Source organism: Bradyrhizobium tropiciagri (assembly GCF_001189845.1).
GTDB lineage: Bacteria > Pseudomonadota > Alphaproteobacteria > Rhizobiales > Xanthobacteraceae > Bradyrhizobium > Bradyrhizobium tropiciagri.
Genome location: NZ_LFLZ01000002.1, coordinates 235940 through 249713 on the forward strand (window position 1 = coordinate 235940; position 13774 = coordinate 249713).

The 13774-nt window shown below is 64.7% G+C and carries 11 protein-coding genes and 4 pseudogenes; 7 read left to right on the forward strand and 8 right to left on the reverse strand.

What is annotated here, in order from left to right; genetic code table 11:
* Nucleotide 1 precedes the first annotated feature (1 nt).
* From AKN84_RS50260 to epsC, 3 genes and pseudogenes are all read left to right on the forward strand, one after another.
* Nucleotides 2–1230 (forward strand): annotated as a pseudogene (locus AKN84_RS50260) (acyl-CoA dehydrogenase family protein).
* A 43-nt stretch (nucleotides 1231–1273) separates the two neighbouring features.
* On the forward strand, nucleotides 1274–1846 hold the full coding sequence (locus tag AKN84_RS02810; RefSeq protein ID WP_050419245.1) for a flavin reductase family protein: 573 nt from the start codon (nucleotides 1274–1276) through the stop codon (nucleotides 1844–1846).
* A gap of 15 nt (nucleotides 1847–1861) precedes the next feature.
* Nucleotides 1862–2815, forward strand: coding sequence for a serine O-acetyltransferase EpsC (gene epsC, locus AKN84_RS02815; RefSeq protein ID WP_128970363.1), 954 nt, complete (start codon nucleotides 1862–1864; stop codon nucleotides 2813–2815).
* Between the two features lie 7 nt (nucleotides 2816–2822).
* Here epsC and AKN84_RS02820 read toward each other — a convergent pair whose 3' ends face one another.
* From AKN84_RS02820 to AKN84_RS47685, 6 genes are all read right to left on the reverse strand, one after another.
* The gene (locus AKN84_RS02820) at nucleotides 2823–3695 is read right to left on the reverse strand and encodes an ABC transporter permease (protein ID WP_050419246.1); all 873 of its coding nucleotides are present in this window, start codon (nucleotides 3693–3695) and stop codon (nucleotides 2823–2825) included.
* Nucleotides 3688–4548: an ABC transporter ATP-binding protein gene (locus tag AKN84_RS02825; protein ID WP_050419247.1), complete on the reverse strand. Its 861-nt coding sequence runs from the start codon at nucleotides 4546–4548 to the stop codon at nucleotides 3688–3690. The genes AKN84_RS02820 and AKN84_RS02825 overlap by 8 nt, the downstream gene beginning before the upstream one ends.
* A complete protein-coding gene (locus AKN84_RS02830; RefSeq protein WP_050419248.1) occupies nucleotides 4545–5600 on the reverse strand; it encodes an ABC transporter substrate-binding protein in 1056 nt (351 codons plus the stop codon). Before AKN84_RS02830 ends, AKN84_RS02825 begins: the two co-directional genes overlap by 4 nt.
* Nucleotides 5601–5628: 28 nt before the next feature.
* Nucleotides 5629–6558, reverse strand: coding sequence for a TauD/TfdA dioxygenase family protein (locus AKN84_RS02835; protein ID WP_050419249.1), 930 nt, complete (start codon nucleotides 6556–6558; stop codon nucleotides 5629–5631).
* Nucleotides 6559–6656: 98 nt separating this feature from the next.
* Nucleotides 6657–8093, reverse strand: a complete 1437-nt coding sequence (locus tag AKN84_RS02840) for an FAD-dependent oxidoreductase (protein ID WP_050419250.1) — start codon at nucleotides 8091–8093, stop codon at nucleotides 6657–6659.
* A complete protein-coding gene (locus AKN84_RS47685; RefSeq protein ID WP_162240840.1) occupies nucleotides 8045–8503 on the reverse strand; it encodes a hypothetical protein in 459 nt (152 codons plus the stop codon). The genes AKN84_RS02840 and AKN84_RS47685 overlap by 49 nt, the downstream gene beginning before the upstream one ends.
* Between AKN84_RS47685 and AKN84_RS02845 the strand changes: the two genes are divergently transcribed.
* From AKN84_RS02845 to AKN84_RS02860, 4 genes and pseudogenes are all read left to right on the forward strand, one after another.
* Entirely contained in the window at nucleotides 8481–9305 is an 825-nt protein-coding gene (locus tag AKN84_RS02845; protein ID WP_050419251.1) for a class I SAM-dependent methyltransferase, read from the forward strand. The genes AKN84_RS47685 and AKN84_RS02845 overlap by 23 nt on opposite strands.
* Before the next feature lie 27 nt (nucleotides 9306–9332).
* A pseudogene (locus tag AKN84_RS02850) lies at nucleotides 9333–10673 on the forward strand (LLM class flavin-dependent oxidoreductase).
* Nucleotides 10674–10826: 153 nt separating this feature from the next.
* Nucleotides 10827–11282 (forward strand): annotated as a pseudogene (locus AKN84_RS02855) (LysR substrate-binding domain-containing protein); the annotation flags it as partial.
* Nucleotides 11283–11369: 87 nt separating this feature from the next.
* Nucleotides 11370–11858, forward strand: coding sequence for a deoxycytidylate deaminase (locus tag AKN84_RS02860; protein ID WP_283805483.1), 489 nt, complete (start codon nucleotides 11370–11372; stop codon nucleotides 11856–11858).
* A 26-nt stretch (nucleotides 11859–11884) separates the two neighbouring features.
* Here the strand turns inward: AKN84_RS02860 and upp are convergent.
* A pseudogene (gene upp / locus AKN84_RS02865) lies at nucleotides 11885–12515 on the reverse strand (uracil phosphoribosyltransferase).
* Between the two features lie 16 nt (nucleotides 12516–12531).
* Nucleotides 12532–13767: a URC4/urg3 family protein gene (locus tag AKN84_RS02870; protein WP_128970364.1), complete on the reverse strand. Its 1236-nt coding sequence runs from the start codon at nucleotides 13765–13767 to the stop codon at nucleotides 12532–12534.
* Between the last annotated feature and the right edge of the window lie 7 nt (nucleotides 13768–13774).

The window sequence follows — 13774 nt, forward strand, 5'->3', positions numbered from 1 at the left end:
CATGAACAAGCCTGTCTCCACCAGCGCGCTGGCGTCGTCCGATCGCCTCGACAGCCACTCGCCCGATATCGACGCACTGCTGGGCAGCATTGCCGAGGGTGCCAGCGACCGCGAGCGGGAGCGCGTCCTGCCGTTCCCAGAAATCGATCTCATCCGCAAGGCCCGCCTCGGCGCGCTTCGATTGCCGACCGAGGCCGGCGGTGCGGGTGCAACGATCCGCGCGCTGTTCGAGATCGTGATCCGCCTCGGCGAGGCCGACGCCAACGTCGCGCACATCCTGCGCAACCATTTCAGCGTGGTCGAGCGCCTGGTGCGCCGCCCCAAGGACGATCAGCACAGGCAGTGGCAGAAGGCCGTCGCCGATGGCGCGATCATCGGTCTTGCGGCCACCGAGCTCGATACGCCGAAGGTCGGCAACGTCACGCCGAACACCACGCTGACGGCCGACGGCGACGACTATCTGCTCAACGGCACCAAATATTACAGCACCGGCACGCTCTACTCGGACTATGTTCTGGTCCGCACCGCGGACGCGTCCGCCACCAATGCGGCAGTCCTGATCCCCGTCAATCGCGAGGGCATCGAGCTGGTCGACGACTGGGACGGCCTCGGTCAACGGCTGACCGCGACCGGCACCAGCCATTTCCGCAATGTGCGCGTCAAGCGCCAGGAGGTGGTATTCGACGCACCTGACGCCGGCTATGGCATTCCCTACTCCAACACGTTCGCGCAATTGTTCTTGACCGCGATCAACGCCGGCATTTCGCGCGCGATCTTGCGTGACGCCACGGCTCTGGTGCGGTCCCGCAAGCGGACATTCTATTACGCGCCGAGCGAGATTCCGGCGGACGATCCGCTGCTGCAACAGACCATCGGCCAGATCGCGAGCGGCGCGTTTGCCGCCGAAACGGTCGTGCTGGCTGCAGCCGAAGCGCTCGATGTCGCGACCGATGCATTCGACGCCGGCGACGCCAACGCCGTCGAAGCGGCCCACCGTGCAGCGCTGCTATCGGCGAAAGCAAGATCGTCGCCGACGAATTCGCGATCCGAAGCGGCAGCCTGCTGTTCGACGTCGGCGGCGCCTCCGCCACCAAGAAGTCGACCAATTTTGACCGCCACTGGCGCAACGCACGCACTTTGGCCTCGCACAATCCGAACACCTTCAAGGCCCGCTCGATCGGCCAATATGAGATCAGCGGCACGCCACTGCCCGCCAAGGGCTTCTTCTGATCGAAGGCTCGATCCGGCGCGGTAAAAGAGAGGGAGAAGCCCGATGAGCAAGCCGGATATCCACCTCGTCGACGCCGAACACGAGATCGAACGCCAGTTTCGGCTCGTCATGCGCCGCCTCGCCGGCGGCGTTTGCGTCATCACCGCCGGGCAAGGCGAAGATATCACCGGCATGACGGTGACCTCGCTGACCTCGCTCAGCGCCGCGCCGCCGCGGCTCCTGGTCAGCATCAACCGCCTGGCGTCGTCCTTCACCGCGATCGCCCGGCATCGGGCTTTCGGCGTCAATATTCTGGGCTCGGATCAGCAGGCGCTCGCGGAGCGCTTCAGCAATGGCCGCCTGAAGGGCCACGAGCGCTTCGAGGGCATCGCCTGGACCTGTGGCTCGTCGGGCGTGCCGTTGCTCGAACGCTCGCTGGCGATGGTCGAGTGCCAGGTCGAGGAGATCATCGAGCGGCATTCGCACGGCATCATCGTGGGCCGGCTCGCCAGCATGGAGCTGTCGCACCGGCTATCCGGCCTCACCTACTGGAACGGACAGTATGTCCAGATCGACCACGAGGCCGATCTCGATCTTCTGGCCGAGGTCAGCATTCCCCTGGCGCACGTTCGATAGGACCGGGAGCAGCACATGAAACGCGAAACCCCTCCGCAGTCTCCCCCCTCATCTGTCGGCGCGACGGTAACTCCACCCGGCCGCTGGCAGCTCAACCGCATCGTCGCCGAGCTGCGCGTCTCCCGGGAAGAGACTCACAGCATCCGCCAGGACGGCGAAGCCCGGCGCGCGCCCTCGCGCGAGGCGCTGGGGGCGATCCTCGACGGGCTTACCGAGGCGCTGTTTCCGCGGCACTACGGACAGTCCGATCTCGACGGCGAGAACATCGACTATTTCGTCGGCAACAGGCTGAGCATCGCGCTGGATTCACTCAGCGCCCAGATCCACCGCGGCGCGTTGTTCGTCGGCGATGAGCTCGAACCGGGCTTCGAACGTGAAGAGGCGATCGAGCTGACCCGCGCATTTGCATCCCAGCTGCCGTCAGTCCGCGGGCTCCTCATCAACGATCTGCGCGCGGCCTTCGTCGGTGATCCGGCGGCGCGGAACTTTCCGGAGATCCTGATCGGCTATCCCGGAATGACGGCCGTTATCCACCATCGCCTCGCGCACCTGCTGTATCGCCTCGGCGCACGGCTGATCGCTCGCCTGATGTCGGAAATCGCCCATGCCCGGACCGGCATCGACATTCATCCCGGCGCCAGCATCGGCTCCGGCTTCTTCATCGATCACGGCACCGGTGTCGTGATCGGGGAAACCGCAATCATCGGCAACAATGTCCGCATCTACCAGGCCGTCACGCTCGGTGCGCGGCATTTTCCGACCGACGACGAAGGCAGCGTCATCAAGGGCGACGCCCGCCATCCGATCGTGGAGGATGACGTCGTGATCTACGCCGGCGCCACCATCCTCGGCCGCATCACGATCGGCCGGGGCTCCACCATCGGCGGCAATGTCTGGCTGACCAAGGGCGTGCCGCCGAACAGCGTTGTGACCCAGGCTACCGTCCGGAACACGCCGGGCGGGGCCTAGCCAGCACTTACGCGGCCGCCACCGGCTTCCACCGCATGAAGCGCCGCTCCAGCGCCTCGAGCACGGCGTTGAACACCAGCCCGATCACCGTGATCCCGAGAATGCCGAAATACATCTGCGGGATCAGGAAGCTGTACTGGCTGTTGATGATGAGATAGCCGAGACCGGCCTTGGCACCGACCATCTCGGAGGCGACCAGCACCAGCATCGCCGAAGCGCTCGCCAGACGAATACCCACGAAGATGGTCGGCAGCGCCGCCGGCAGGATCACCTTACGGAACAATTGTTGCGGGCTCGCCCCCATCGTCCGCGCCGACTTGATCAGGAGCGGATCGACCTGCTTCACTGCCGCGATGGTGTTGAGCAGCAGCGGCCAGGCGCAGCTATAGATCACCATCGTGATCTTGGAGAGCTCGCCGATCCCGAGCAGCAGGATGAACACCGGCAGCAGCGCCAGCGGCGCGGTGTTGCGGCAGATCTCGATGAACTGGTTGAGCAGATTGCCGAGCCGGGAATACCAGCCGATGGCAAGGCCCAGCGGCACGATCAAGGCGACCGAGATCAGAAATCCGCTCAGCGCGCGGAGCAGGCTGGCCGAGACATCGTCATAAAGCTCGCCGGTTTGCGCGAGCTGCCAGCCGGCGGCGATCACCTCCGAGAACGGCGGAAGGAACACGGGGTCGATCAAACCGAACCGGGGCGCTGCCTCCCACAGCGCCAGCAATGCGATCAGCAACAACGAGCGGTGTCCGAACGCGCTGAGTCCACGCACTGCCGTGCGGACCCCCTTCACGAGCGGCGAAGGGCCGCTCGCACCGGACAGCTGCTCCGGGCGCCCGTGCGCCATCTCCAGCAGGGTCAGCGTCTCCAGGCTAGACATGGGCAACCTCTTTCACTTCACGATCGACACGAAGCGCGGCGACGCTGCCCGCCGATTGCTGGGCCTTCTGCACTTCCTCGCGCAGCAGGCTCCAGATCTCATGCCGCACCTGGCCGAACTCCGGCAACGCGCGGATATCCTCCGCCTCGCTGCGCAGCACCTCGGGGATCTCGATGACCTCCTTGATCCGGCCGGGACGCGACGTCATCACCGCGACGCGCTGGCCGAGCACGACAGCCTCGTCGATGCCGTGGGTGATGAAGACGATGGTCTTGCCGGTGGCCCGCCAGATCCGCAGCAGTTCGCCCTGCAACGTCTCGCGCGTCTGGGCGTCGAGGGCTGCAAACGGCTCGTCCATCAACAGCACCTCGGGATCGTAGGCGAGGCTCCGCGCGATCGCGACGCGCTGCTTCATGCCGCCTGAAAGCTCGTGCGGATAGCGGTCGGCAAAGCCGGACAGGCCGACGAGATCGAGGAAATGGTACGTGACGTCGCGCCGCTCCTTGGCCTTGAGCCCCGCAATATCGAGGCCGAACTCGACGTTCTGCGCAGCGGTGCGCCAGGGAAACAGCGCATATTGCTGGAATACGATGCCGCGGTCGCGGCCGGGTCCGCCGATCGGCCGCCCGTCGAGCAGGATGTGGCCGCTGGTCGGCGTCGTCAGGCCGCCCAGCAGATCGAGCAAGGTCGATTTGCCACAACCGCTCGGGCCGACCAGGGCCAGGAATTCGCCGGCGTGAACGTCGAGGGTGATGTCCTCCAGCGCCGTGAACCGGCCCGCCGGACGGCCGCCCGCGCCGCGCGTGACGAATTCCTTGCGGACCTGCTCGAAGCGGATCTTGACTGCGCTCATCGTGCCTCCGCCGTCTTGCCGGGATGGAAATAGTTGAACGCATTGGTGTAGGTGTCGGAGGCCTTGATCTGGCCCGGCTTGAGCAGGCCATCCTTCACCAGCCAGTCGATCCAGACCTGCAATTCGGCATCCGAGATCACGCCGCCCTTGGACGCGACGCCGGTGCTCTTCCAGTATTTGATCGAGGATGCGTCCTCGTTGCGCTTGCGCTCGGCGATGATCCGCTCGAAGCGAGCTCGCACTTCCTCCGGCGGTGTCGTCTGCGCCCACTGGATGGCGCGCGAGATGCCCTCGACCAGCTTGCGCGCGGCATCGGGATTGTCCTTGATGAATTTGTCCCGCAACACATAGGCGCCGCCGGTGAACTGACCGAACAGGTCGGTGTCGTTGAACAGCGAGCGGATCCCGCCGCGTTCCAGCGCCTTGTCACGCAGCACGCCGCTGAGCGCGCTGACCTCGACCTGACCCTGCCGCAGCGCTTGCTCGCCGGAAACCGGCGGGATCGCGACCAGCGTCACCTGCTTGGCTTCGCCGGCGCCGAGGCCGTTGCGGGCGAGATATTCGCGCAGCACGAACTCCAGATGCGCGCCCAGCGTGTTGACGGCGACCTTCTTGCCGATCAGATCGCGGGCAGACTTGATCGGGCTGTCGTCCTTCACGAAGTAGCCGTAATAGGTGTTGGCGTCGGAGCCGTAGTAGCCGACCACGGCCTTGATCGGTGCCTTGGCCGCGATCAGCTTGAGGATCGCGCCATAGAAGGCGCCGCCGATGTCGATATCGCCGGTGACGACGGTCTGGATGTCCTGCGGGCCGCTGATGGTGTTGCCGACCCATTTCAGCTTCAACGGCGCGAGATAGCCGAGGTCCTCGGCGAGCTCGGTAAACGTCACCTGACCCGCCCAGCCTTGATAGCGGATTTCCGTCTTCTCGAGCGGCGGCTCGGCGAAGGCCGGGGCCACGAGGCCCAGTGCGAAGGCGCCGGCCAGCAGGAACCGTGCGGCCCTGCGCGCGGCGGCTCGCCGCGCCCGCAGAATTCGAATGATGGCATTCATCTTGATTGCTCCGATAACTGATCTTGAATCAGGCGGCCTTTGCCGCCTGCGGCTTCGACGACTTGATGCGCGTTACACTGTGGCGGCCGTCAACACTGACCGGCACATCGCCATCGATGGTGGCGCGACGGACCACGCGATGCTGATCGCCGTAGTCATTGACCGCGTAATGCTGGGTCGCACGGTTGTCCCAGATCGCGACGTCACCGGCCTGCCAGCTCCAGCGCACGGTGTTCTCCAGTGCAGTGATGTGCGACTGGAACAGGTCGAACAGTTTTTGACCGTCATATTTCGGCAGGCCGACAAAGCGCTGCACGAAATTGCCGAGTACGAGAGTGCGCTCGCCGGTCTCCGGATGGACCCGCACCACCGGATGCTCGGTCTCGTAGATCGTGCCGGTGAACACCTCGTCGAAATGCTTCCTGTCCGCCTCGGTCGCGCGCGATTTCACCGCGTAGTCATAGGCGTTGCTATGCACCGCCCAGAGCTCGTCGGCGAGCTTGCGCAGCGGAACCGGCAGGTCCAGATAGGCGGCCGCCGTGTTCGACCACACGGTATCGCCGCCATAAGGAGGGATCACTACGCCGCGCAGCACCGAGATCTTCGGGTAGGCGTCGACGAATGTCACGTCGGTGTGCCACTGGTCGGCCCGACCGCCGCCGCGGCCCGAATCCAGTTCCAGGATCGACGACGTTCCCTTGGTCGCGCCGACCGTCGGATGCGGCACGAGCTTGCCGAGCCGCACCGCAAAGCGCTCCTGCTCGGCGTCATCGAGATGTTGCTGGCCGCGGAAGAAGATCACCTTGTGCTCGAGCAGCACCTGGTTGATGGCTCGAATGACTTCATCTGAGAGGTCACCCGATAGTTTGACGTTCCTGATCTCGGCACCCAGCCGGGCCGAGCGCTTGACGATGTCTGCGCGCGGAATGACGTTGTCGATCGTCGTGGTGTTGCTCATGATCCTGTTCTCATCCTTGCGATCCCCTGGACAAGGCTCCACCGTGCGCCGGTCGCGTGAGCGACGGCGGAGTTGCTGACATTCCGTTCGAGCGTGCCTTATTCGGCTGCGGCGTGCTGCGGCGGCCGCCAGATCGCTGATGCATAGAGCTCCGGCGCAAAATCCTCCGCAATCGTTCCGTTGATGCGCGCTTCATGCGACGCGAGATCCGCCAGGAACAGATCGCGGCTGATCCGCGCCACGACCGCTGGAATATCGCGCTTGAAGCTCGGCACGTCCCCGACCGGCAGGCCGAAGCTGACGAAGGCCGCCGGATTGAACACGTGGATGTCTTTCAGATACGGCGCACGGCCCGGTACTCTCTCCAGATATTCATGCCCCGATCCGAGATAAGGATAGCCCGCTAATGTCTCGTCGCGCTCGTCGGCAGGCGGAGCGAAGCGGTCCCGCCACAACAGGATCTCATCTGCGAAATCGCCGAGCTCGTTCTGCGCGCCCAGGCTGACGGCATAGCCGGTGCCGGCGACCGCGAAGTCGAAACTGAACTCGCCGTGGATGGTTACCGCGACGGGACGCACACCCTGCAATCGTGCCGAGGTCCATGGCGCGCCCAAATGCAGATGGAAGTTGGGAAAGGACACCGCCCGCGAGATCGCATCCGGCGGCGGCGTCGAGCCGGCTTGCCGGAAGCGGATCGCCTGTTGCCAACGCACCGCGTCGGGCAGCGCGCCGTAATTGTCATAGGCGCCGGGATAGCCGCGGATCCGGATCACCGGGAGCGAAGCCAGCGTCTCGCGCCGTGCGAACAGGTGGACATCGCGCGCGCCGGCCTCCAGCGCGACCGCCGCGGCATCGAACGCCGATGCGGCGCTCCCGATCACGGCGACGGAGCGGCCGCGCAGGCTCCTGAAGTCGATGGCCTCGGAGGTATGCGCGTAGAACCGCTTCGGCAAGCCTTGCAAGACCTCCGGCACGGACGCGCCGCCGCTGCCGGCAAAGCCCGTCGCGAGCACCAGCTTTCGCGTGGTCTCGATAACGGCCGCGCCGTTCCGCTCCAGATGCAGTCGCAAATGCCCGTCCGCCGGCTCGATGCGGACCAGCCGCGTGCCGTAGCGAACCGCAACACCGGTGACCCTGCGATACCAGTCGAGATAGGCCGCCCAATCGAGCCGCGGGATACGATCGAGCGCATCATAGGCGGCCGCACCATGGCGCGCTTCATACCAGGCCTGGAAGCCGAGCCCCGGCAGGCCCAGTTCGGGTCCCGGAAGCGTCTTCGGCGTCCGCAGCTTGTGCATGCGCGCGCTGGTCAACCACACGCCCGCTTTGGCACCGTCAGCCGCGGCATCGATCACGGAGACCTTGCCGATCCCGGCACGCCGAAGCGCAAAGGCAAAGGCGGAGCCGGATTGCCCTCCGCCCACCACGACCACGTTGTGATCGATCGCTTCGCGCTCGGGCACCCAGTTTTGCGGATCAGGGCCGATCAGGCGAAGCGCTTCGCGGGCAACGCTGTCGGGATCGGATTGCGGCATGGTGCAGAACCTCGCTTTGACGTTGCAAATCGTAAAAGCGATCGAGGTTCAGTCAATGAAACGAATTCAGCTTTGTTTCCGACTCCGAGCAATGTTCGCGTCGTCGGCAGCACACCTGCGGGAATATTTGCGATGTTCATCATCAGGCCGGCCGTCTCGTGCACTTTGCAACACGCAAAACTCACGCAATCAACGTGCGAAGCAGCCTCGCGCGCCCGCTTCCGCAGCCATCGCGCGCGCACTCGTCTCCGATCGGCAATCTGCTCATAAGATTCATGCTCGGCGCTCGCGCAACAACGCAAATTCATTTCACCGGCGCCGACGTAGAGTTCGATGCAAGGCGCGCGCTGAACATTGGCGCAGCACCCGAGCAACGGACCTAACGACATGCCGCAATCCGACAGCGCCATCAGCCTCGAGAATGACACGCCAGAGCTCGCCCGCTCTTATGATGAAGCCGGATTGGTTCAGTTCCGTCACGGCAAATTCCTGATCGGGCCGCTGGCGATCCGGACCGGCGATCACGTGCTCGATATCGGAACCGGCACCGGACGGCTCGCGGAATTCGTCGCCGGACTGGTCGGCCCGGACGGCCGCGTGATCGGCATCGATCCGCTTTCCGGCCGCATCGAGATCGCGCGGCTGCGGCAGGCCGGCAATCTCAAGTTCGACACCGGCCGCGCGGAGGATCTCTCGCGCTTCGCCGACGCCCAATTCGACGCGGTCTATCTGAACAGCGTGTTTCACTGGATTGCCGACAAGGACCGCGCCCTGCGGGAAATCCATCGTGTGCTGAAGCCGGGCGGCCGCCTCGGACTGAACGTGCAGGATCCATCCCGACCGCATCAATCCCGCGTGCTGCTCAGCCAGGCCATCGCCGAAGCAGGTCTCGGCGATCGCCGCCAGGATTCCAATCCAGTGCTCGGATCGACCGGTGAGGAGCTTGCGGCATCGTTCGCAGCCAACGGCTTCATCGATAGCCGTAGCGAGCTGCGCGCGCTGGTCGACATCCATGACGATGCCGCTTCATTGCTGCGCTGGTCGGAAGCAAGCGCCTTCGGGAACTTTCTGGAAGCGTTCTCGCCAGCCGAGCGCAATTTGGTGGGTCAGGCGTTCGCGCGGCTCGTCGAGGACAAGCGGACGCCCGAGGGCCTGTCGCTCGAGCGCTACCTTCGCTTTGCCTTCGCGCGCAAGGCGCCGGCCGCCAACTGATCCGATCCACCTTCGCAAGGTCCAGCCATGAGCAAGCGGCAGCTTTCCCTCAACTTCTTCATCTATCCGGACGGCCATCATGAGGCGGCCTGGCGATACAAGGACTCAACCCCCGACCGCCTGCTTGATGTCACCTACTATCAGGAGCTGGCGCAACGCGCTGAGGCGCACAAGTTCGACGCGGTCTTCTTCGCCGACGGGCCAGCGCTGGCCGACAATGTCCGCCCATGCCGCGCGGTTTCGGCTCGAGCCGATCACCCTGCTCACCGCGATCGCGTCCGCCACCAAGCGCATCGGCCTGATCGCGACCGCATCGACGACCTATACCGAACCATACAATCTGGCGCGCTATTCGCTTCACTGGATCACCTCAGCCGCGGCCGCGCCGGCTGGAACATCGTGACGACGAGCTCGCCGCAGGCAGCGCAGAACTTTGGCCTGCCCGAACACCCGCCGCATCACGAGCGCTACGAGCGCGCGCGCGAATATCTCGATGTCATCACGCGGCTGTGGGACAGTTGGGAAGATGATGCGCTGGTCAATGATCCCGCGTCGGGCGTCTTCGCCGACACCGCCAGGATCCATGCCATCGACCACGTCGGAAAGCACTTTCGCGTCCGCGGCCCGCTCAACATCTCGCGGACACCGCAGGGCCGACCGGTCTATGTCCAGGCCGGCTCGTCCGACGACGGACGCGCCTTCGCGGCGCGGTTCGCGGAAGCGATCTTCACCGCGCACCAGACACTGTCGAGCGCCCAGGAATTCTATGCCGACATCAAGCGGCAAGCCCGCGCCTTCGACCGCGGTCCCGATCAGATCAAGATCCTGCCCGGCATCAGTCCGTTCGTCGCCAGCACGCAGGCCGAGGCAGATCGGCTGCAAGACGAATTCAACGAGCTGATCCAGCCGGAATACTCGCTGATCCAGCTTCGCCAAATGCTCGGGCTCGACCTTTCCGGCTTCGACCTCGATGGCCCGTTCCCGCGCCATCTGATCGACACCGACAGCGCGCGCGGTGTCGCCAGCCGGTTCAAGCTCGTCGTCGACATTGTCGATCGCGAGAAGCCGACCATCCGCCAGCTGGTGCAACGCCTCGCCGGCGCACGCGGCCATTGGGTGATCGCCGGCGCGCCGGAGAAGATCGCCGACAACATCCAAACCTGGTTCGAGAACGGCGCGGCCGACGGCTTCAACGTCATGCCGCCCTGGCTGCCCGGCGGCTTCGATCTGTTCGCCGAGCAGGTCGTGCCGATCCTGCGCAAACGCGGCCTGTTCCGCCACGATTATGAGGGCGCCATGTTGCGCGACCATTACGGACTGAACCGTCCGGCAAGCATCTACTCAAACGCGATCCGGGCGATCGCCTAGCCGCCCCACATTCGCGTTACACCGTCCGCCCCACGGGCGGTCTTGTATGTCGACATCGTCACCAGGACGTCCATGAAAATCGCGCGCTCGTTCGCTTCTGCCCTTCTGATCCTCGCCGCCCTCTCCAGCACAGCCCTGCGCGCTGAGGCGCCAGCACTCGGCCTGGCGCATCATCCGGGCATTGCGCATGAGGTTGTTCATTCCGGCGAAATGGCCTACGTGCTGTTGCCGCCGCAACATCCGCTGGCCGGACAGCCGATCGCCTCCGCAGCCGACCTGGTCGACCTGCCCTTCATCGGGCTCGAGCGAGGCACCCGCCTCGGTGAAGCCGTGCGTGACAGCTTTGCCCGAGCCGGCGCGCCGTTCCAGCCGACCGTCGAAGTGCGCTATTGCAATACGGCCTGCGTGCTGGCGGCCGCTGGCGTCGGTGCGGCCGTCGTCGATCCCTTCTCTCCGCGCCAAGGCGGCAGCAACGGTCTTGTCGTGCGCCCCTTCGCGCCCAAGACACTCGCTGTCGCCTACATGCTATGGTCGGAGGCAGAGCCCTTGTCGCGGTTGGCGAAGGCGTTCCTGAGCGAAGTTCGGCAGGCGAGCTGGTTGCTGGACTGAATGCGGCAAAGGAGGCACGAGGAAACCGGCTGTTGACTTTTTTAGCGCCTGTTTGATGCTGGGCGCACGTTAGCGAGGTCGGACAAATTGCGAGACGGGAAGTGGGATGAGCGGTTCATGCTTCTGGCGCATCATTTGGCGCACTGGAGCATTGAAAAGGGACGCCGCGTGGGCGCCGTCGTGGTCGGGCCCGATTATGAGATCCGCTCGACCGGGTACAATGGCCTGCCACGCGGGGTCAACGATGCGGTGGAAGAGCGGCACTCCCGTATCACCGGCGCAAAATACGTCTGGAGCTGCCATGCCGAGCAGAACGCCATTTTCAACGCTGCGCGCATCGGGATAGCGCTCAAGGGCTGCACGATCTACGTGCCCTGGTTCCCCTGCGTGGAATGCACCAAGGCGATTATCCAATCGGGCATATCGGAGGTCGTCGGCTATGAGCCTGACCGGCCGAATTCCAACTGGTCCCAGGATTTTGCGATTGCCGGTACGATGCTGAAGGAAGCAAACGTTGCGGTACGGTTCATTCCGAGGCTCGCAGAGCTGCCGGATGTTTCCGACGAAAGCGATTGATCGCCGAATCCTCCGACCAGCCTCGACTATCGAGTCCCGTAGGCACGGTCACCCGCATCGCCAAGGCCCGGCAGGATGAAGGCGTTTTTCGTCCAGCCCTTCGTCGATCGCGGCAAGCCAGATTGGAACATCCGGGTGAATGCCGCGCATGCGTTCGACCCCTTCAGGAGCGGCGATCAGACTGACCAACCGGATGTCGTTGGCACCACGCTCCTTCAGCCGGTCCACCGCCGCGACGGACAGATTGGCTGTCGCCAGCACCGGGGAAATCACGATCACGAGTCTCTCGTGCAGATCGCTCGGCGCCTTGAAAAAATACTCCACGGCCACGAATGTTTCGGGCTCGCGATAAAGGCCGATATGGGCGACACGCGCCGTCGGCACGAGGTCCAGCATGCCTTCTGCAAAAGTGACACCGGCGCGCAACACAGGTGCGAACACCAGTTTCTTGCCTGATATCTCCGGCGATTTCATTTTCGCCAGCGGTGTCTCGATCTCGACATCCGCCAGTGGCAGATCGCGGGTCACTTCGTAGCAGAGAAGCATCCCGATCTCCTTGAGGAGTTCTCGAAACGACTTGGTCGAGGTGTCCTTGCTGCGCAACAGTGTCAGCTTGTGCTGTACCAGCGGGTGGCTAACGATCGTGACTCCTTCCATACCGAGCCCCCCTGCCCTAAAACACCGTACCATCGCTGATGATCTTGATCGGAGGCGACGCGTCGGCGCGGCGCTCACGCGCCAGCCGTCGGCCCGCAGCCCAGGTTCCTCCTTCGAGGATTTTCGCCAGCGGCAGCGCGTTTGCGTCGAGCCCGAGACGACGCCGCACATCATCCGCGACGCGGTCGAGCAACGCCACCGTCAGCCCCCGCCATTCCACAACAAGCGGCGAAGCGACATCATGCTCCCGGAATGCATCGCCCTCGTCGCAGAATGTCAGCACGCCATTGTCGAGGAAAAGACCACCATTTCGATACTCGGCAAGGCCGGTCAACCCATCGATATCGGTCACGGCAATGCCAGCATTCTGCAGCGGCTCGATCAGCGAATAGGCCAACCACTGCGAAAGCTTGTGCAACGGCATGAGCTGGCTGGTCACATCGTCAGTCGCCAGGACCGGATGCTTCCAGCAATCACCGAGCGCGATCCCGCCAAGCCTCAGTCGCGACGGCCAGATCGGCCCAAGCTCCGTCAAAAGCACCGACAGTATCGTCGGCGCGGGAAGTCTGCGATCGTCGGTCAGCGATGCCAGCCGATCGAACAGCCCGCCGGGCCGCGGCGTATCGCAGCTGCCGAAGACATCGGACTTCGCGGCCACCAGGCGGCCGAGGCTGCGCAACAGATTCACCCTGCCGTCGACGCCGACCAGCGGATTGGCGTCCGACACCTGCATGCCGCGTGCGAGGTCGGTCACGGATAGATTCGCGAGCACCTCGGCATCGGCGCGAAGCGGCTGCCGCTGATCGCAGGAGAATGCGCCAGCGGCAAACATCGCAAGCGAGACCAGTCCCAATCCCTCCGAACGGCCAATCGCCGATCCGGTCACAGGGTCGTGGTAACGCCATGATGGCCCGGCGCCGGCGTCGAGAAAGACGCTGACCATGGCCAGATCGAATTCGGCACGGGCCCGTGCCGCGGAATCCTGCCATGCGACCCGGTCAGCCAGGGCCGTCCAGCGATCGGCACCGTCACTAGAAAAATGCCGCCAGCGCGAATGGAACGGCACGGCCAGCGAGGGATACGCCTTTCGCGTGGTCTCCACCACCAGTTCGGCCGTCGCATCCATGCGGTCGAGGTCGACGTGGAAGTTCGGCAGCCGGTCCTCGAGGCCGACGGCAAGAAGCTTGTGCGCGCGCTCGCGCACCGCGCCTGCATTGAGCAACGACAGGGCCGCCGACGCCTCGGGGCTCACAGCCGCG